12 protein-coding genes are annotated in these 20171 nt (G+C 47.3%); 3 read left to right on the top strand and 9 right to left on the bottom strand.

The window, feature by feature from the left end; genetic code table 11:
- Positions 1–77 precede the first annotated feature (77 nt).
- Together NST38_RS28120 and NST38_RS28125 are read right to left on the bottom strand one after the other, a co-directional pair.
- Positions 78–3470 carry a GH36-type glycosyl hydrolase domain-containing protein gene (locus tag NST38_RS28120; RefSeq protein ID WP_076253660.1) on the bottom strand — a complete coding sequence of 1131 codons (3393 nt, stop codon included), beginning with the start codon at positions 3468–3470 and terminating at the stop codon, positions 78–80.
- Positions 3471–3631: 161 nt separating this feature from the next.
- A complete protein-coding gene (locus tag NST38_RS28125; RefSeq protein WP_076253661.1) occupies positions 3632–4621 on the bottom strand; it encodes a LacI family DNA-binding transcriptional regulator in 990 nt (329 codons plus the stop codon).
- Positions 4622–5305: 684 nt separating this feature from the next.
- Here NST38_RS28125 and NST38_RS28130 point away from each other — a divergent pair.
- The 3 genes from NST38_RS28130 (at position 5306) to NST38_RS28140 (ending at position 9882) form a co-directional block, all read left to right on the top strand.
- Complete coding sequence (locus NST38_RS28130) at positions 5306–6952, top strand: AraC family transcriptional regulator (RefSeq protein ID WP_076253662.1); 1647 nt, start codon at positions 5306–5308, stop codon at positions 6950–6952.
- 110 nt (positions 6953–7062) lie between these two features.
- Positions 7063–8091 carry an ABC transporter substrate-binding protein gene (locus NST38_RS28135; protein ID WP_076253663.1) on the top strand — a complete coding sequence of 343 codons (1029 nt, stop codon included), beginning with the start codon at positions 7063–7065 and terminating at the stop codon, positions 8089–8091.
- Positions 8092–8169: 78 nt separating this feature from the next.
- Positions 8170–9882 carry an ABC transporter ATP-binding protein gene (locus tag NST38_RS28140; protein WP_036612711.1) on the top strand — a complete coding sequence of 571 codons (1713 nt, stop codon included), beginning with the start codon at positions 8170–8172 and terminating at the stop codon, positions 9880–9882.
- Between the two features lie 52 nt (positions 9883–9934).
- Here the strand turns inward: NST38_RS28140 and NST38_RS28145 are convergent, their stop codons facing one another.
- The 7 genes from NST38_RS28145 to NST38_RS28175 all read right to left on the bottom strand — a co-directional run bounded on the left by NST38_RS28145 (position 9935) and on the right by NST38_RS28175 (position 20154).
- Complete coding sequence (locus NST38_RS28145; RefSeq protein ID WP_076253664.1) at positions 9935–11515, bottom strand: hypothetical protein; 1581 nt, start codon at positions 11513–11515, stop codon at positions 9935–9937.
- A 197-nt stretch (positions 11516–11712) separates the two neighbouring features.
- A complete protein-coding gene (locus NST38_RS28150) occupies positions 11713–13005 on the bottom strand; it encodes an ABC transporter substrate-binding protein (RefSeq protein WP_076253665.1) in 1293 nt (430 codons plus the stop codon).
- Positions 12984–14759 (bottom strand): sensor histidine kinase, encoded by a 1776-nt coding sequence (locus tag NST38_RS28155; protein ID WP_076253666.1) that lies wholly within the window; start codon positions 14757–14759, stop codon positions 12984–12986. Before NST38_RS28155 ends, NST38_RS28150 begins: the two co-directional genes overlap by 22 nt.
- 92 nt (positions 14760–14851) lie before the next feature.
- Positions 14852–16501: an extracellular solute-binding protein gene (locus NST38_RS28160; protein WP_076253667.1), complete on the bottom strand. Its 1650-nt coding sequence runs from the start codon at positions 16499–16501 to the stop codon at positions 14852–14854.
- A gap of 27 nt (positions 16502–16528) precedes the next feature.
- Positions 16529–17398, bottom strand: a complete 870-nt coding sequence (locus tag NST38_RS28165; RefSeq protein WP_036667808.1) for a carbohydrate ABC transporter permease — start codon at positions 17396–17398, stop codon at positions 16529–16531.
- A gap of 15 nt (positions 17399–17413) precedes the next feature.
- Complete coding sequence (locus tag NST38_RS28170; RefSeq protein ID WP_235193717.1) at positions 17414–18274, bottom strand: ABC transporter permease; 861 nt, start codon at positions 18272–18274, stop codon at positions 17414–17416.
- 332 nt (positions 18275–18606) lie between these two features.
- The gene (locus NST38_RS28175) at positions 18607–20154 is read right to left on the bottom strand and encodes a response regulator (protein ID WP_076253668.1); all 1548 of its coding nucleotides are present in this window, start codon (positions 20152–20154) and stop codon (positions 18607–18609) included.
- Positions 20155–20171 lie beyond the last annotated feature (17 nt).

Genomic DNA, 20171 nt, shown 5'->3' on the forward strand with positions numbered 1-20171 from the left:
GATTATGAGCATATGCCAAAAAGGCCATCCCGCCTTGATTAAAGGAGGATGACCTTGGTGTACATCATGCTATGAAATTACATATAGATATCAACAACCGTACGCTCAGTTTCACTGCGTGCTTGTCTGAACTCATCCAGTGAGATGCTTACTCCGCCTTGACGGTAACGGTTCGCTGTACGCTCGGTACGAATGTCCTTGCCATTCACCGCTACTCGGCTCACAGCACCTTCATTCAAGTGATAGATGAACGTCACCGGCTCACCCGCATACTCGAATTCGAATTGCATACCGTTCAGCTCAGCTGGCAATACCGGGTCAATGACCAGATCGCCGCCCTCTTGACGAATGCCAAGTGCATTGGAGATCAGCTGGTTCATGTAGATTCCAGGGCCGCTGGAGTAGATTCTCCATCCGCCTTTCACTTGTACAGTCCCTTTACGAAGTTGGTCAAAATGCTCCTGCGCCTCGTAACGTGTATTAAACTTGCCGTCTGAACTGCTGAAGTACGAGTTCGCTTGACGAATCTCCGCGTTAGGTACAACCTCGCCGATACCAACCGGGTTGATCATCGCGAGACCATTCCACACCTGATCTGTCTTACCGAGCTTCGCCATCGCTTCTACGTAACGGATATGGGCATGTACATATTGCAAACCAATCTCACGACCGAAGTTGGATGCTTGCTCTGCACGTTTGAAGTGTGTGCTTACACCACCAGCATATTGAGCTGGACGATTCATCAGACGCACGCCATCCGGGCATAGGAACTGTTCACGGATCAATGCGTAATGCGATTCTGCTTGCTCCGCATTCAGCAATTCACCGATCATGCTGCGCGTCATTGGCAACAGGCGATATTGAATGCCTGTCTCTGTGTCTGTTGGATGAAGCATCAGCTTCGCTTGGTCGGCTTCTTCCATGTATACAAAGCCTGGAATCACATCTGTGCCCAGCATGTAACGGTTAAAGTCCTCACGAATGCCTTGAGCCAACACGTCAAGCTCCTGTGCAAAGTCTGCATCCTTGAATTTCAGCGCTTGCGAGAGCACATTCACGGACTGATACGTCAATGCCACCGTCCAACTGCTCACCATGTATTGCTTCAGCTGTGCATTGGCTGGTTGGAGCGTATCATCCCAGTCGCCATCTCCATAGGAAGACAGGAACGTATCGTGCAGGAAGTGCGAACGGATATATTCGATCTCTTTTTTCGCGTGATCCAGTACCGTTGCCGTCTCTTCCGTGAACCCGAAGCTATGCTTGACGGTATAAGGTACTTTCTCATCCAGTATCGCATAGTCGCGAGTCGCTGTCAGGTAGTCCGCCAATACTTTCAAAGGCCAAACGATGATATCGCCATGACTTTCTTCCTGTTGAATCGCAAAGTATTTATCAAACATGAACCATTGCGGCCAGTTGCCATCATCTTCATATTGGTGGGTATAAACCATTTTGATGATATCGCGAACTTGCTCATATTTTTGCGTTGCCATAAAGTACTCCACTGGACCTTGGCACACATCTCGTGTACCCCAAGCCGCGCCACCGTACTGCTCCAAACCGTGAGGCACAGAATAGTGAACCAGCATATTGTGGGTGTACCACCAAGCCAGCGCATTTACTTTGAACAGATCCTCTGCACTCTGACCTTCTCCACGGGACAAACGGAACCCGTTCATCACACTTGCGAAGAACTCGCGGTATGCCTGCACTTCCTCTTCAAACGTCAGGCTTGAACCTGCTACCACTCCGCTGTCCGCTTGGCCTTCCAATACCCCTTGTACCTTCAGCGTCCATTCAGCACTTGCTTCCAGACTAAGCGTAACCAGTGATGCGGAACCACTGCGGATACCACTTGCCAGCAACGTTTCGTCCCCTACATTCACAGCTGCGCCATCCACCGACATGCGGTATTGCAGATCTGGGTACGTTCCTGCACTAATCGCTTGTGGATCAGCCTTGAAGATCAAAGTATCGCCATCCTGCGTCATATGCAGCGGATACTCGTATTCATTCACATTCATCGTAATCTGGTTTGTTACCAGGTAACGGTATGCTGTGCCACTTGTGGAGCGTACGTTCATGCTCACTTCGGTGGTGTGTGCCCCTGTATAGTTCGTCACGATGATCGTATCGGATGCCGTTTTGTAGATCCAACGTACATAGTTGAAGCCAATCTCGAACAGGGAAGGCATCGTCAGCAGACGATATTGTCCGTCCATTTCCACATAGATGCGTTGTCCCGCCGTTTTCGGCACGTTTAATGCATTGCGAGCATTACTGATCATTTTATTAAAATTGGTGTTACCAATAACGAGTTGTGAGTTGAAAATACCGTACATATACGATGTTGTCGTAATAACCTGTGCTCCAAGTTGCACGTTGCCACCACTCATCAGAATGTGACCATGCGGACGCTCCACAAGCAATTCTTTTGCTTTCAGAACGATATGCTCATAGCTGCCTGTGAAGAAGGACAACAGTTCCTCACCACTGTGCTCTTCCTGATGACGATCAGGGAACAGATCATGAATCTCATCTTGCGTCAGATCAAGTGTAACCAGTGGTTCACCCAGGAAGGAGGACAGTTTCACCTGTTCCAACGTATCACCATTTTCCACAGTCAGAGCCTGTACTTCATTCCATGCTGCGGTAACTTCATCTCCGAACTCCAGTGCAGAGATTCCTTCGGCATGATTAGGCTTCGCCAGTCCATAGAAGACCACCTGAGCTTCTCCGTTCAGATTCAGCAGTTCAGATTGCAATGCCGTATAGGCAAATTCATACTGATATGTCTCATTTGCCAGCGTTGGGTGAGTCAAGCTCTCTGGTTGATTCGTTTCCTTGTACGACAGACCGAAGAATTGGAATCCATCTGTGGAGTAACCAACTACTTTCGTCAGGGAACCTTGTTGCATATATGGAAATGCACCGCCCTGAGGCTGGTTTTGACGGGAACAAACGACATAGCCTTTCGCCTCATCTTCAAACACCGTATGGTCAATGTATTGTGACAGATAAGCCTCATTACTACGTACCGCACCTGGATCTGCAAGCCCAACATCCTGTCCGTATACCACATCTACGTTATGTTGTTGTCCTGTGAGCTTCACATCCCAGAACCATACACCTTGAGGTGTAGCTGTAAATACGACCTGATAGCCAATGCCTTTTTCGCTACCTTCCAGCTGGACTGTGCCCTCCCAGATCAACTGGTTGCTGAATTGTGCCTTGCTTGTAATCACCTTGCTGTTCGAACGTACACCGAGCAACGGGAACGAGCTGATATTCTCTCCCTCATGTACACGCAGGTACAGGTTGTTCAAAGATCCATCAATCTGGTTGCTGAGCAACTGGTTTAACATCGTTGTGCCGGATGTAGCTTGGTATAGGTCGCCACTATTCAAAAAGGTAAAGGATAACTCCCCGGCACTTAACCGGATCGGTTCATTAATCATCGTTGTCATAAGGTTCACTCCTTGAATTAGTTAAAATCGAAACGTTTCGATAAATCTGAAAAAGAATAGGGGCCTCTTCAAACCGGCTTTTTACAGCCCGTCCGGACGATAACCCCATCATTAAACTTTTACTTCAGCATGCAGACAGTTCTTTATTGTTCAGACTTGGTCTAAATCGAACGTACAGAGCTGCGCTCGATCATATTAATCGTTAACGTATATGAAGGGTCAACCGCTTCGCCATTGAGCATCTGGAATAACAGATGTCCGGCGAGCGACCCGGCTTCATGCTTCGGCTGGCGTATCGTTGTCAGCGGTGGATGCACATATTCGGACAACTGAATATCATCAAAACCGATCACGGAAATGTCATCCGGCACCGATACACCACGCTCTTCCAATGCCTTCAGGCCACCAATCGCCATCTCATCGTTACCGTAAAATACCGCTGAGGGAAGATCGCCCTGCATGATCATCATTTTGGTTGCACTGTATCCGCCCTCACGCACAAAATTGCCGTTCAGACGCCATTTGGACTTTTCTTCAAGTCCCGCTTCCCGCATCGCTCGCAGATACCCTTGGTAACGGAGCGCGTTGTCATACGAGTTGGATGGACCGCTGATATAAGCAATCTTCTGATGTCCTGCCTGGATCAGGTGGCGGGTTGCAAGGTAACCACCCTGCTCTCCATCCACCAACACGTTGACCAGATGGTCACTCGACAGCTGACGATCCATCACAATGATCGGAAAACGATGACCGGCAGATTCTACCAGAATATCATCATGGATGTTATGCGCCAGGATGATGGCTCCATCTACTCTTTTTTCACGCAAAAATCGCACTGCCGTTGAATCCCGTCCACCCATGGAGCTGCAAGCAATAAGGTCATACCCGTTCGCAAGGGCTACATCCTGTACACTACGGATCAACTCCGAGTAATACGGGCCCGACAGATCGGTCAGGATCAAAGCGATCGTGTTTGTCCGGCTCCGTTTCAGGTCCATGGCAAAGCCGTTCTTGCGGTAATTCAGTTCTCGTGCTGCCTCAAGCACTTTAGCCTTGGTCTTGGCACTAACCTTGCTATCCCCGCTCAGCGCATAGGAAGCAGTCGAGAGTGCTACACCTGCCAGCTTTGCCACATCCTTAATCGTTGCCATTCCACGTTCGCTCCTTCTAAACTATATATAAATTGAACTACAGAATATTTACACTGACCACTCCGATGACAGAACAACCTTCCGATCGCTGTTATCCCCAGATTTTTTGTTTCCCTTTTATAAGGGTGAAAATCCGGGGATAAAGGCGAACGCCTTGCTTCTTCAGGTTCTTTCTGCCCTCTCCGTTTTGTGTAAATGTTAGTTCAATTTATATAGAACAAATTCTAAGGTTATCTACATTTTATACGGTACATGGTTAGAACAACCACTAAATCCTTCATTATCGTTTATTAATCTTTATACATATCATAGCGATGGATGTCAATCGAAACGTTTCGAGGTGTTCTCAAAAAAAATCCTCGTTCCAATCCATACCATTAGTGATGGTCATGACACGTCTTTCAATCTGGCGCTCTATAAACAGTTCGTGCCTAATACAATGAAACTGGCAGTAAACGCCAGATTGAAACGTTTCGACATTTTCATTATAGTCGGTGTTGATAGCGATTTCAACCACTTTATCTATTTTTCACAGAAAAAGTTGAATTGTCCAATCTGTCCATCCACGTCACTCCGTTTATAGTATATACTGCATAATAGTCGAGATCCGAGAATTACGCCAGTACACCAGGGGCATGAGACGAAAAATGCGCCTGCTGACTTATGTAAGGAGACAGTTATCAAATGAATATTTCCAAGCCTATTTACCATAAAAAATCGCTGTCCCGCTCCGTTTCCTTGCAGAAGATTCAGTCCATCCCCGCTGCCCTGTTCAAGCTGCGCCATCTGGTGCAACTTCATGACCGTGAGGCGTTCTCCCGTACAGATGAGATGTGGAGCACACTTCATGTGCTATACGTCATTACTGCTGGCCAGGCCAGGCTGATCAGTACAGAGGGTAAACTGACATTAAATGCAGGCTGTGCAGTCGTTCGGCAAGCTGGAAGCCTGCTTCAGCACGAGAACAAGCGCGGCTCCCTGTCGCCAGTACAGGGCATTGCTATTGCTTTTGATTCCACTGAAAATGAACAGCTGTTCTGGCCGTTCGGGATACCAGTTCCCATTGGAAGTCGCACTCTCACCGACAGGGCAGTAGAGCTGGTTCAAGCCAGTACGGCAGGCCGTGATTCCAGCCCCTTCAGGCCACATATGCTTTTCTATGAGTTACTGGATATTTTGCGGGATCATGCGGCTCATTCTGCTCATGAAGATCACTCCTGGCTCGATGCCGTGCTCAGACATATCCATCAGATGTATACCCATCCGTTAACCCGCGAACAATTGGCACGGGATGCAAATGTGAGTCCTGAGCATTTCTCACGGGAGTTCAAGAAACATACAGGTCTTACGTTTGTTGAATATGTAACTCGTCTCAGAATCAGGATGGCTCAGGAACATCTGTTGTTCGCGAACCCTACGCTACAGGAGATTGCACAACTGACAGGCTACAGGGACACCTTTTATCTGAGCCGCAAATTCAAACAGATGGTTGGATCAGCACCAACACACTACCGGAAAATGCCCAAAAAGATTGTTTCTTTGACTTACAACTATACGGCTTCACTTCTGGCATTGGGTCACACTCCCCACATGGGTGCCGTCGCCAGCTGGATGGAAGAAAAACGTGGTGAACATGTTCATGATGGTCATGAGCAATTTGAGCAGCATTCCGAATATGAGCTTGTTAAACATACGGATCTGATTGCAAACGCTCAGCCCGATGTCATTATCGGGTATGCACCACATCCCGCTTCTGATGAACTACGTCTGATCGCACCAACCATTCTGATGCCCTTTGAGGAAATTGATTGGCAGGAGCAGCTTCTTCTTTTGGGCCGAATTACCGGGCTTGAGTCCAATGCACAGGCGTTGTTAGATCAATATCATCAACTGGAGCAAGAAGCCAATCATACGTTAGACCAACAGATGGAAGGAACACGAGGGTCCGCCGTTTGCATGTTTATGATTGGAGAGGACGGCGCTTATATCTATGGTCATGGCTGGGGCAGAGCTTCTCATGTGCTGTATCAATCGCTGAGCTTCACTCCGCCGTCACGTATGGAGCAGGATGGGCAGTTACTTACGGGGTACGTTCATGTTCCGTTGTCCGAGATTCACTTGTATGCCGCAGATCACATGTTTGTCGCCTTCCCTGAGGAACCTGCCGAACGAGAAATGCTGGATAACCTGCTGAATCAGGAATCCTGGGGCACCCTATCCGCCGTTCGTGAAGGACGTGTATACGAGATTGATGCCGACATGTTCTATGGATTTGATCCCTTGTCCGTTATGGAGCAGTTGCAGCATATCATGCGTCACCTCACATCATAATTGTCCATGCAGTAGTGATCATAGTTGTCCATGTACAAATATCACATCTTCCTCTATGTTATTAATGAGAATAATAATCATTATTGATTATACACAGGGGGAACAAAAATATGTTTGCTGCAAAAAAACGCTTTTCCGGCTTGCTGCTTATGCTCGCCATCATTATGATTCTGGCTGCATGTAGCAGCGGAACAGGCTCGACTGCCACTGAACAGACTTCGGCAGCGGGAACCGAAACAACAACAGCCTCTTCCGAGACGAACACAGACACGTCGTCCGGTTCAGACAATTCAAATGCTACACGGATCTACAAGTCATTAAGCGGAGATGTTGAAATTCCGGCTGAACCGAAACGAATCGTTACCGATATGTACGTAAGTGATCTGCTCGCACTGGGTGTGAAACCCGTTGGTGCTGTTCAATATTATTTGGAAAACCCGTTCTATGCAGATCAGGTAGCGGGCATAGAGAGTATTGGTGATCGGGCGGCGGTATCCATGGAGAAGGTTGTTGCCTTGAACCCGGATCTGATCATTACCTACTCTGATCAGGCCAGCGAAATTGAGAGTTATCAAAAAATCGCACCGACCGTGGTCATTCCGTATGGTACTTTCACCAATGTACACGACGAAATCCGGGGATTCGGAGAGCTGATGAACAAATCCGAAGCAGCCGAAGCTTGGCTGAAAACGTACGATGAACGGATTGAAGCCGCTCGCGCTAAGGTGAAAACAGTCATTAAACCGGAGGAAACCTTCTCCATCCTTGAAGTATCCGACAAAAGTTATTATGGATATGGAGACAATTTTGGTCGAGGAGGACAAGCGGTCTACAGTGCTTTGCAACTTGCCCCACTCGAAATCACCAAAAAAGAACTGATGGGTGATACCCAATGGAAAGAAATTTCGCGTGAAGTTGTTGGTGATTATGCAGGGGATCATATCTTCTTAACCGTTGGAGAGAACAATAAAAATTACCAAGGCGATTCCATCTGGCAATCCCTGCCGGCTGTGAAAAACAATCAGGTGTATGAGTTGCTGGAAGACCGTTACTGGTACTTCGACCCGATTGCGATTCAAGGTCAGGCTGAGGAATTCGCCGATATGATCGTAGAACGTGCCGAGCAAAACCGTAAATAACATAAGCATGAATACAGGTGTCCGGACAGGCTAATTAGCCTGCTCGGGCATTTATGTCATATTGAGGAGGACTTACATATGCTTCGCCGTTTTATGTCTTATTATCGTCCTTACAAAAGGCTCTTTATATTGGACTTCTCCTGTGCCATCGCTGCCGCTCTGCTGGAGTTGGCCTTTCCACTCGCCGTTAACCGGGTGGTCGATCAACTGCTTCCGGCTGGCAATTGGTCCATGATCTTAGCGGCGTGTGTCGGGTTGCTCGGCATCTACCTGCTCAGTTCCTTTTTCCATTATGCAGTGACCTATTGGGGCCACAAGCTCGGTATTAACATCGAATCCGATATGCGGCGTGAACTGTTCCAGCGTGTACAGAAACAGTCCTTCCGCTTCTTCGATAACAATAAGACCGGGCATCTGGTCTCCCGCATGACCAACGATCTGATGGATATTGGTGAGATCGCGCATCATGGACCCGAGGATCTATTCATTGCCCTCATGACACTCGCTGGAGCTTTCGGGATTATGCTGGGGATCAACTGGCAGTTGGCTGTGATGACGTTCATCATTGTGCCGCTGATGATCTACCTGTCGCTGTATTTCAGTCGCAAAATGTCCAAGGCGTTCAAGCGCATGTTTGCGGATATCGCCGATTATAACGCACGAGTAGAGAACAATGTGAGCGGCATCCGTGTGGTACAGGCTTTTGCCAATGAAAAACATGAAGTAGGACGTTTCGTTGAGAACAACGAACGTTTCCGGCTTACAAAACTAATCACCTACCGTATTATGGCCTGGAACTCTTCACTCAGTTTTATCCTGATGAAATTTGTATCGCTGTTTGTACTGGTATGTGGAACCTGGTTTGTCATTCAAGGCAGTATGACCTACGGGGAATTCATCGCTTTTGTGATGCTCTCCAATGTATTCCTCGGACCGATCGAGAAGATTAACTCTGTCATCGAGACGTATCCCAAAGGCATCGCCGGATTCAGACGTTACCTGGAGCTTCTTGAAGCTGTACCGGATGTAGAAGATACACCACAAGCGAAACCGATTCCGGATGTCAAAGGAGATATTGCTTTCCATAACGTTACCTTTTCTTATGGAGAACACAAACCTACGCTGTCTCAGGTCAATCTGGATATCCAGGCAGGCCAGACGGTTGCTCTGGTTGGACCTTCGGGCGGAGGTAAAACGACGTTATGCAGTCTGATCCCACGTTTCTACGATGTGGATGCAGGACATATCTCCATCGATGGCATTCCCGTGAAGGACATGACACTGGAATCACTGCGCTCCCATATCGGGATTGTGCAGCAGGATATTTTCCTGTTTGATGGAACGATTCGAGAAAATATTGCATACGGCAAACTGAATGCTTCCGATGAGGAAATCTGGCAAGCCATTCGCCGGGCCCAATTGGAAGAGCTGGTACAATCCCAGCCAGATGGACTGGACACCATGATCGGTGAACGTGGCGTGAAATTGTCCGGCGGACAGAAGCAACGTTTGTCCATCGCCAGAATGATCCTGAAAAACCCGCCAATTCTCATTCTGGATGAAGCAACATCCGCTCTCGATACCGAGACGGAAGCTGCCATTCAACTGGCGTTGTCCGAGCTGGCTCAAGGTCGTACGACATTGGTGATTGCCCATCGACTGGCGACCATTAGACACGCCGATCGCATCGTGGTGGTGGAGAACGGTAGCGTTGCTGAACAAGGAAGTCATGAAGAACTGCTCGCGCGCAAAGGCTCGTACAGCCGACTGCATCAAGCCCAGTTTGGGTAAATACAACGACAAAACAACCTTCCCTCAGAACTAGAGGTGAAGGTTGTTTTATTCATTTCAGGTATCCTTTGGATTTCCAAAATCGTTTTGCAAATGATTCAGCAGCGTAAGGCAGCTCCCCATTCAGTAGATCCTCATTTGCTTGAATGAGTACTTGGCGTCCACGTTCGAGCAATTGAACGGCATGTAGTAATTGAGAGCCGCCTATATAATGAAGTTCAAGCAACAACGGTTCTTCTTCCTCATCCTCGTCCTTCTGAGCCGAGTATTCGATCAACACACTTTCCGAGCCGTCCGCATGTTGGTGCAGGGTATAATAGTATTTTTCCACCTGCGTCTCCCCTTGAGCATCCACATACTCTCTTCCAATACGTAGCATAACTGGCTGGGGAACACCATCAGACATCTGACCTGCTTGTCGAAATGCATAATATAACTCTCCAATCCACAGCCCGTGCCGATCATCATCATAATAATCGTCATATGGCTCCACGACAGGCAGTGCTAATAAATCGTGGATCAGTTGGTGCGAAATTAAGGAACGGGCATACTGATAATTCGATACAGACTGCAACAAGGTGCTCCATCCTTGCTCGCTTAACTGCTGAATATCAGCAGGTGAGTTCTCCGAAAATACGTTCCATTCCGACTTCTCATTGTTTAGATAACGAAATGCTCCTGAGATCATCCAGACAGGTTCACCCGGTTGTACGATATGTTTATCAGGAGAGTTGGAACCTTGATCTGATGGCTCCATCTTAAGCAACAATGCACAATTGTGGTCATCCTGAAAATACAGACTGCGGAAATATCCCTCCGTATGCTCATCTCCATAGACCGATACTCGGCAAAATTGCTCGTCCAACCAAAATTCATAGCTGTTCAGTAACTCATCCTCCTCTCTTACAGGCAACAAAGATGGATGAGTAAGACGCTCTATGTTCTCAGCGGTAATCCGATGATCTTCGAACCAATCCGGCGCATCTGGCTCTGATTCATCAGCATGAATGTACTTTCGGTTGATTACAGGTTGTCCTTGTTGCAGCCTCTTTAACATTTCTTCTCGCCAAGGAAACGGCTCTGTATCTTCATCAATCACACATTCAGGAACGAATAACGCCAACATGTCAAAGCCCCGCCATGGTCCGAGATCCTCCCATTCTTCAAGCTGACGCTTCACATTACGCTGTCCTTGAACCTGAATCGTATATTGATCGGTACTTACCAGCAATCCACCTTCTACATTCCCTCTCACTGTCAATTCTCCATGGTTATAATCCCCCCAGAACATATCCTCCACATAGAGATTACCTGTAATATATATTTCCTGCCCACCCACGATCATATAGGGCGTTATGAGATTCCCAAGTACAACCAGATTTGAACTGGCCGCGTCGGAACTTGTATTTCCAATATAACGATCCACTGTCAGATTTCCTTCAACTAAGATCAAAAAGGGTCCTTCATCCAACAACAGTTCACTGATATGAAGATCACCAGAATGTAACCATACTTCCTCGGCTTCAAATTCACCGTTGTGCGCTTCATTCTGAGTGTACATCCAGCTCTCCTGAGGCAACTTCGTTTTCATATCGGCAAAAGACACCTTGTGACCTATCTGATGTATGGACATGTCCTGACACTCCTCATCCATTAATATATGGATAGAATCTATCTAATCTACAGATAGGACAACTACCCATTTTCATTATACTAGAGGAAATATACACCATTCCATAACAAAAACCCTCACCCGAGTAGAATGAAGGTTGAGCTTGTGAACGACAACAGCCCCAAGTCCATTAAATACATATATGATCTAGTCCATTCTTATAACTTCCCACCCAGAATGGCATTCGCCCGTTCACGAAATTCCACCGCCGCTTGCTCAGGCGTAATTTTGCCAAACAGCAGCAGATCATACAACTCACGTAATACCGCAGTGACCTCTGGCGCACCTACGGGATCAGGCGGGTCCATCTGAGTGCTGTTATCCGCAACCCAATCGATATAATCAAACACCTGCGCCAGCTCCGGTTCAACCACCAGCTTCATCCGCTCTTTGACACTGGATGAGACGGGCACACCCCGCTCCCCTTTGAGCAGCAGATTGGCATCCAAATCATTCACAAAAAAGCTGATGAACTTGGCAGCTTCCTCCTTATGTCTGGAATTACCCGCCATGGAGAAAAACATGCCTGGCTTCAAGAACAATCCATCCTGGCTGTTTGGCCCAGGCATTGGGGAGATGGTTAAGGGTTTGCCATAACGCTGAGCGGTGCTGATAAATTGGTTGGAATACCCCCAGCTAAACAAAGCCTCTCCCAGATAAAACGGGTCGTTATCAGGCTGGCCAATGTCTGATGTCCAGATATCCGGTGCAAAAATAAGTTTCTTTTCCGCGAGCTTCTGCATCCTGCCAAAGTACTCAATAAACAGCCCATCATCCTCATACCCCAACCTCTTGCCATCCTCCGCGTATAGCTTGGAACCATACTGTCTCAAGTAATACGCGAAAAACTGTTCCGGCGTAAAATAGGTTCCCAGATAGATGCCTTTCCCGAGCAATTGCTCGCCCATCCGGTCAAAATCCGCCCATGTCCACGTATCCGTTGGCAATTCAATATCATGGGCCTTTAACACTTCCGGATCATAGATGCTGAGCATGGCGTTAACCCCCAAACTGAGACCATAGGTTTTTCCATTCAGGCTACCACTCTCCAGCTGTTCCTTCTCAATATCTGTCGTGTCAATCAGCCCGCTCTGCATGTACGGCGTCATGTCCTCCAACAGTTGCAGCGAACTGTACTGGGACAGATAGGAGATGTCCATCTGGATAATGTCGGGCAACGCATTGCCTGCTGCATGTGGGGCAAGTTTTCTCCAGTATTCGTTGAAACTGCTATATTCGTATTCAATGTTCACATGTGGATTCAACTTCTCATACAGGTTGATAACGGCAATCGTTGCATTGTTGCGGAACTCTCCACCCCACCAAGCGATTCGTAGCGTTATCGGCTCTTCTTCCACAATCATGCCTGGCCTTTGATCCAACTGGTTCACGCAGCCAGGAAGAGTCAGCATAAGGCAGAGCATGCCTATCATTCGCATCCATCTTCCCATAACTTCTCCTCCTTACCTGGTGATGGGGGTGGCAGCAGCACCGTTACTCTCGTTCCAAGCCCCGGCCTGCTCTCCAGCAGAACGTCATATTCTTCGCCAAAAGCCAGACGTACCCGCTCCCTGATATTCAGTAGACCAATACCTGTGCCTCTGGTTTTCACTTCACCGCGCAGCACCTGTTCCACATATTCGGGTTCCATGCCGGGACCGTGATCCTCCACGATAAGAGCCAGCTTGCCAGCTGATATCTCGGCATACACTCGAATCAGACATGATCCAACCTGTGGTTCCAAACCATATTGAATGGCATTCTCCAGTAGTGGCTGTAGGGTCAACTTTGGAATGGCACAACCCAGATAAGAAGCAGGCACATCCATACGGAAATCCAGCCGTTGCCGGAAACGGTAGGTCTGAATGGTGATGTAATGATTGACGATCTCCAGCTCTTCCGCAATGGTAATGATATTTTGTTTGAAGCTGATGGAGGAACGCAGCAAATATCCGAGTGATAACACCATACTGGAGATTTGCTCCTGCCTGTTCTTTTTGGCGAGCCAATGGATCGAATCCAGCGCATTATACAGAAAGTGGGGATTGATCTGCGCCTGTAGCGCCTTGAACTCCGTTTCTTTAATGACCAACTGGCTTGCATAATTTTCTTTAATCAATGTATTAATATGTGTAATCATCAGTCGATACGTACGCTGTAGTAACCCCAGTTCATCCATGTGCTGGTGCGTTGGAATGGACAGATTGGCGTCTATATTCTCCAGATCCCCATACTGAACCTCCTTCATCTGACTGATGAGTTGCCTGATCGGCCTTGTCAGACTTCGTGCGAACACCATACCAAGCGCGAGAACAACCAGAATGGCGATAAGATAAACAACAATCAAACTATTTTTCAACCATATAATACGTTCAAAAATTTCATCATAAGAGGCCATATTATAATACACCCAGTCGGTGTATGCGGATTTCTTCTGGGAAAGAAATATCTCCCTCCCATCCAGATTCTTGATCTCATATCCCCCACTGCCTGGAAGTGGATTCAGTCCGGCGGACACCGCTTCTGGAAGCTGGCGATAAGGATACACCACATCACTACCTGCTTTTAAAATAATGTCACTGTCCTGGCTATCGATGCCCGCATACTCCTCGACGAGTCGCTCGATATTAATACGCAGAAACAGGATGCCTACCGGTTCCAGGGTCATCGGTTCATAGGCTCGCATTTGACGCACCATAACCAGCATCGGGTCATCGTCATCCGGGTATAACCAGCGCACTGCACCATTGGCCTGCTCCGCAGCCGCAATCATCCGATCATATTTTTCCTGAGATACGGTTAGTGTCTCGCCATATTTATTGACTCTTCCCCTGGAATCAATCAGATGAACGGACTGCACATATCGTGCAGCCCCACTAATATGCTCCCATAGCCGATCCGTGATCTTTTTTCGTTCAATAAAGCTTGAATATGCGCTATCGTCATCCAGCAACGACTTCAAGGCTCTTTGAATCTGCGTATCGGAGATCATGTTTAATGATACCGCTTCCAACTTCTGAAGTTCAACATCCACTGTAGACGAAGAAAGGTTCAGAAGTCGGGACGACTTATCAAACAGCTGTTTGTCATACACCGAGTACGTATAATACAAGGACCCAAACGCGAGGATGATGACAAACGCCATCATGAACATAATCATCAGAAACATTTTCATTTTGATGCTGAGTTTGCGGTAGGCTGTCATGACCAAAGCGCTCCTTTGAACCACGTGATACTACTAGGTATATCACATACAGGAAGGTTTCCCCAAAGTTTTAGCGCTCGATTTCTCACGTTTTATTTAGACTGATATCGATCATACGCAGCCTGATGAACCTCAATCGCCCGGTCAATATCCATGCTCTTGATTGTTTCGGCCATCTTGTCAAATTCGGTGATCGGCTTCTGTCCGCTAATAATGGCAGTCATCGTCTCATTCAAATACGTATTCACCTGACTCATGATGGATGTACTTGTGGTCACCTCATCTGTTGACAAACGAATTGGAGGAAGCGTTAATGCTGAGCTTGCTTTCATCCATTCCGCATTTGCCGCACGCTGTCCATCGTCAAATAATAATGCATCCAGATAACGACTATCCTGATTGATTGGACCGTCCATAATGGATAAGGCATAGGAAGCCAGTGCCTGGTCATACGTTAGACCGTTCGGATTATCAATGATGGTATCTGTGAATTTGACACCTTCCCCGTCACGAACATAGCTGTCATTTTCGATACCAAAGTTGAACAGATCACTACCCTCTTCGCTATAGTTGTAGTCCATCCACTGTACAATGTATTTCAATTTGTCTTCGTCTGCGGAAGCCGTAATAGCCTCACCATAAGACAACACTTTAGTGTCCAGATTAAATGTCGCATACGAAGTTCCATCCGGAGATACAGGCCATGGTACACCCGTCACGTTAAAGTTCGGATCCGTATCTCTCATCAGATTAAAGTATTTCCCCATGCCGCTGAACACACCACCCTGATATGCGCCTGCCAGATTGCTGGTAACCTTGTAATCGAAAGCTTTACCGTCATTGGTCATGATCTCGGGATCAATCAGCCCTTCTTTGTACCACTTGGCCATGGTCTCCAAGAAATCACGGTAGCCCGGCTGAATCGGTCCAAACTCCACCTTGTCTCCATTCATCTGGAAACCACCAATGACACCAAATGCCGCGGCAAAATCATGGAGCTTGGTCAGGTTGCCCGGTCCCCAGTTTCCGGTGAATGGTAGCTCATCTGGCTTGCCGTTGCCGTTAGGGTCCTGTTCCTTAAATGCCTTAAGCACCGTATACCACTCATCAATGTTGGTAGGTACTTTGAGATTTAATTTATCAAGCCAGTCCTGGCGCATAATTAAACCTGAAGTGGCATTCAGCTTCAATGCATCCAGCTTCAGCAGCGGGAACATATAGATCGTGCCATCGTCGAGTGCAATCTGTTTTTTCACATCCGGATCGGATTCAATAATCCGCTTTAAGTTCGGTGCATAACTGTCGATCAATTCATTCAACCGGATGATCCGGCCGTCCTTGATCATTTTTTCCGGTCCGCCAACGGCATCCGCCCAGTTATAATAAATGACATCCGGCAGCTCCTTCGTGGAGATCAGCAGATTGAACTGGTCACGCTGTTGTCCAAGCGGAGGATGTGTGAACTTCACTTTGATGCCTGTCAGCTTCTCCTTTTCCTTATAAGCCGCCATATCGCCAAAATTGTTCAAGGAAGCTGTCAGTTTGGCATCATTGGCGCGCCAGTAATCAATGGTAAATGGCTCACTTGTAATCGGTAGCGGAATCTCGGTCAACGCCTGAACCGCAGGTTCTGTTCCTTCTGCTGGCTCTGCGTTACCTGGTTCATTATCACCTGTACAGCCCGCCAGTAAAGACATGGTAAGTAGCGATGACAACAGGATGGACCCCATTCTTTTTTTCACGTAATTCGCCTCCATAGGATACATTTTTTATTGTTTCACAGCACCGATTAGAGCGCCCTGAACAAAATAACGTTGGATGAACGGATATACCAGCATGATCGGCAGTGTGGAGATAATAATCGTCGCATATTTGATGTTCTCCCCAATGGCAAAGCCGGTATCGGCGCCAGCGCCCATGGCCTCTGTACTGCTGCTGATCAGAATATCACGCATAATAATCTGGATCGGATACAACTCCTGACTGCGCAGGTAGAGCATCGGTCCGACATAATCATTCCAATGGTCAACCGCATAATACAGCATCATGACCGCCAGGATTGGCTTTGACAAAGGCAGTACAATTCGGAACAAAATCAGAAAGTCATTGGCACCATCAAGCTTCGCCGATTCGATCAGACTGATCGGGATGCCTTCAAAGTTTGTTTTCATAATGAGGAAATAGAATGTGCTGATGGCACCCGGAATAATAAGCGCAAAACGGGTATCCACCATGCCCAGATTCTGAATCAGCAGAAAAGTCGGAATCATACCCCCACCGAAGAACATCGTGAACGTAATTAATTTCATCAGCGTTTTTCTGCCCATCAGATCACCGCGTGACAGCCCATATGCAGCCAGTGAAGTCATGAGCAGATTAATGGCGGTACCCACCACAACATAGAACAAGGTGTTCATATATCCCGTATAGATGCGAGTATCCTGAAATACCGACTTGTACGCTCCCAGCTGAAAACCTTCAGGAATGAGCATCAGTGAACGGGAACGCAGCATCTGGTCCGGGTCGCTGATTGAAGAATTGAACACGTACAGCATCGGGTACAAGCATAAAACCATGATCACCAAGAGCAGCAGTGTATTAAATACATCAAAAAGTCGTTCCCCTATAGACTGTTTCATCGCTTCACCTTCCGATTACCATAGACTGGTTGAGTTAAGCTTTCTGCTGATCGCGTTTGCGATAATGAGCAGCGCGAAATTAATGACGCCGTTAAATAGTCCGATGGCGGTTGAATACGTATAGTTCCCCTCCAAAATACCGGATCGATAAACAAAGGTGGATATGACATCCGATGTCTCATAGGTCGGTGCTGTTTGCATCAGCAATATTTTCTGAAAATCCGCATTCATGACCGCCCCCATACGCAAAATTAACATGATCACAATCGTGGGCATAATGCCCGGCAGTGTAATATGTAACAGCTGTCTCCAGCGGCCTGCGCCGTCAATTTTGGAAGCCTCATACAACTGAGGATCAATACCACTTAGTGCTGCCAAAAAAATAATCGAGGCCCAGCCTGCGCCCTGCCATATGTTGGACAGAATGTACATCGGACGGAACATATCTTTTTCTGCCAAAAACATAATTGGCTGCAGATCGAAAAAGTCACGAATGACGTTAAACAAGCCACCGTCCAAAGATGAGAACGTTTTCAACATTCCAACCACGACGACAACCGAAATAAAATGCGGCATATAACTGATGGTCTGTACTGCACCTCTGAACCACTTCTTCCGGACTTCATTCAGTAGCAGTGCTAGTAGAATCGGAGCCGGGAAACCAAACACAATACTGTAAAAACTTAAAATCAGTGTGTTCTTAATCAGTCGCCAGAAATAATAACTTTCAAAAAACATGGTGAAGTTGTCAAATCCGACCCATTCGCCTGCCAAGATTCCTTTGATCGGGTTGTAGGATTCCTGAAATGCCATCAGTAGCCCGTACATTGGCCCATAGCTGAAAATCAGATAGTAGGCTACCACAGGAACGAGCATCAGATAAACGTATCTGTTGCGGACAAGTTCCTTTTTCACCGAACTCCATTTGCCAGCTGGCTTCAAACGCCCAGGTTCAATCCCCCGGCTTCGATTCAGCTCCATCCACTCAACCTCCACTCTCGATGTTCATTCACTAACATGACACTTCTAATGATAGAAGCGAGCGCCTTTTCTTCCCATGCTCATTTCCGATAAATGGATGTTCAAAACCGAGTTCCGTCCGACAAAAAAAGACCCTGCTGCCGATGAATGGCGTACAGGGCCCGATCACAGATTAGATGTAGATCGGATATAAAGATTAGCTATGTAGAAGCGACAGCAACGCTGTCTTAGGGTACTTTTTTATACTCGGAAGGGGAGAAACCCGTGTATTTCTTGAACATTTTGCTGAAATACGGCCAGTTGGCACCAAAGCCTGTCTGTTCGGCAAGCGAGGATACAGTGCAGTTCCCGTCCTGCTCCAGAAGCTCCAACGCTTTACGGATGCGGTAGCTTAACACATAGTTCGTAAATTTCTCACCCGTTTCTTTTTTGAACATTTTGCCGATGTAGTCTGGATTCATGTATATTTCCCCAGCGATGGACTGGAGTGTTAATGTCTCGTCCTTGTAGCGTTTCTCTACCAGCTGTTTCACACTACCTACCATCTGCGATTGTCTGGAGCGATGTTGATCATAGCGGCGCAAGGTGATTTCTTTGGCGACGGCAAGCAGAAACTGTTGAAAAGAATGCAAGGTGCTGGATTCAATCATGCCTGGCAACTGGTCCATATACCTTTTCATCTCGGCAGAGCCACTGAGTCGAATCATCTCCATAAACATCTGAATAAGATAGGACTTCGTTTGGGATATATCGTATCGCAAGCTGGCAAGCAGCTGAAACATCCGGTTCAGCTCTGATCCCACTTCCTGCCAGTGTCCCGCCTTGATTGCAGTAACCATCCGCTCCGGATCGTATTCGAATTCAGGAAGAATGCGTTCTCCGGGAGAGTAAATATCCCGTTCCATAATGAGACTGCCCTCACCGAGGTAAAAGCGGTAATTGAGATAAACCAGCGTCTGCATGTACAAATGGCGTGCCTGCGAGAGGTCTCCTGGCTCGCTTAGCGCTATCGTGAGATCATCATGATAATATCGGGTAAATGTGGCGCGAATCTCATCGATATTATGGAACAACTGCGTTTCAGACAACTTGTCCTCCATAATTAGTAGCACATGCCTTCCAACCGTGGCACTTAAGATGGGATTGTGAAAAATATCTTCGGCAATGTTCTTCACCGCGAACAAGTGCAAATACTCATGATCCCCCTCAATCTCTACCAGCAGCAACCGCACACGCTGATCCTGAAACTGTACATCGAATAATTCCTCGAAATACTTCCATTCCTTGACCCCGTATGTTCTGTTCGTGACTAGCTCTTTCAGAAAATATTCCTTGGCATGCGGCAGTACACGCTCCAGATCATATTGGATCGACTGCACAAAACGCTCCTGATCGGTTAACTCTCGCTTCTCACTGACCAATTCACTGATAGCCTGTACAAGATGCTCCTCGCTGCAGGGCTTAAGCAAATAGTGCTTCACCCCATACTGCATGGCCGTTTTCGCATATTCGAACTCCGTAAAACCCGTGAGCATGATAAACGAGATATGCTGATACTTCTCTGCCACAGCTTCAACCAGCTGTAACCCATCCATTCCCGGCATGCGGATGTCCGAGATGATGATATCCGGGCGTTGCCGCTCAATTGAAGCAAGCGCTTCCAATCCATCTTGAGCAATGCCGATCAGTTCTGTTCCTAATCTGGACCAGTTCACCACACTGGAGATCCCGTCCGAGATCATAAATTCATCATCAACCAGCAAAACCTTGTACATCGTATGCATCCTCCTGC

Origin of the sequence: Paenibacillus sp. FSL H8-0104 (genome assembly GCF_038050215.1) — a bacterium.
Classification (GTDB): domain Bacteria; phylum Bacillota; class Bacilli; order Paenibacillales; family Paenibacillaceae; genus Paenibacillus; species Paenibacillus amylolyticus.

Bases quoted from the DNA above. Each gene is read 5' to 3' on its own strand.
- NST38_RS28130 (WP_076253662.1), top strand. From the start codon at position 5,306: ATGAATATTTCCAAGCCTATTTACCATAAAAAATCGCTGTCCCGCTCC.
- NST38_RS28135 (WP_076253663.1), top strand. From the start codon at position 7,063: ATGTTTGCTGCAAAAAAACGCTTTTCCGGCTTGCTGCTTATGCTCGCC.
- NST38_RS28170 (WP_235193717.1), bottom strand. From the start codon at position 18,274: ATGCTCGTTCCTGTGGTAGCCTACTATCTGATTTTCAGCTATGGGCCA.
- NST38_RS28155 (WP_076253666.1), bottom strand. From the start codon at position 14,759: ATGACAGCCTACCGCAAACTCAGCATCAAAATGAAAATGTTTCTGATG.
- NST38_RS28140 (WP_036612711.1), top strand. From the start codon at position 8,170: ATGCTTCGCCGTTTTATGTCTTATTATCGTCCTTACAAAAGGCTCTTT.
- NST38_RS28125 (WP_076253661.1), bottom strand. From the start codon at position 4,621: ATGGCAACGATTAAGGATGTGGCAAAGCTGGCAGGTGTAGCACTCTCG.
- NST38_RS28150 (WP_076253665.1), bottom strand. From the start codon at position 13,005: ATGGGAAGATGGATGCGAATGATAGGCATGCTCTGCCTTATGCTGACT.
- NST38_RS28165 (WP_036667808.1), bottom strand. From the start codon at position 17,398: ATGAAACAGTCTATAGGGGAACGACTTTTTGATGTATTTAATACACTG.
- NST38_RS28175 (WP_076253668.1), bottom strand. From the start codon at position 20,154: ATGTACAAGGTTTTGCTGGTTGATGATGAATTTATGATCTCGGACGGG.
- NST38_RS28120 (WP_076253660.1), bottom strand. From the start codon at position 3,470: ATGACAACGATGATTAATGAACCGATCCGGTTAAGTGCCGGGGAGTTA.
- NST38_RS28145 (WP_076253664.1), bottom strand. From the start codon at position 11,515: ATGTCCATACATCAGATAGGTCACAAGGTGTCTTTTGCCGATATGAAA.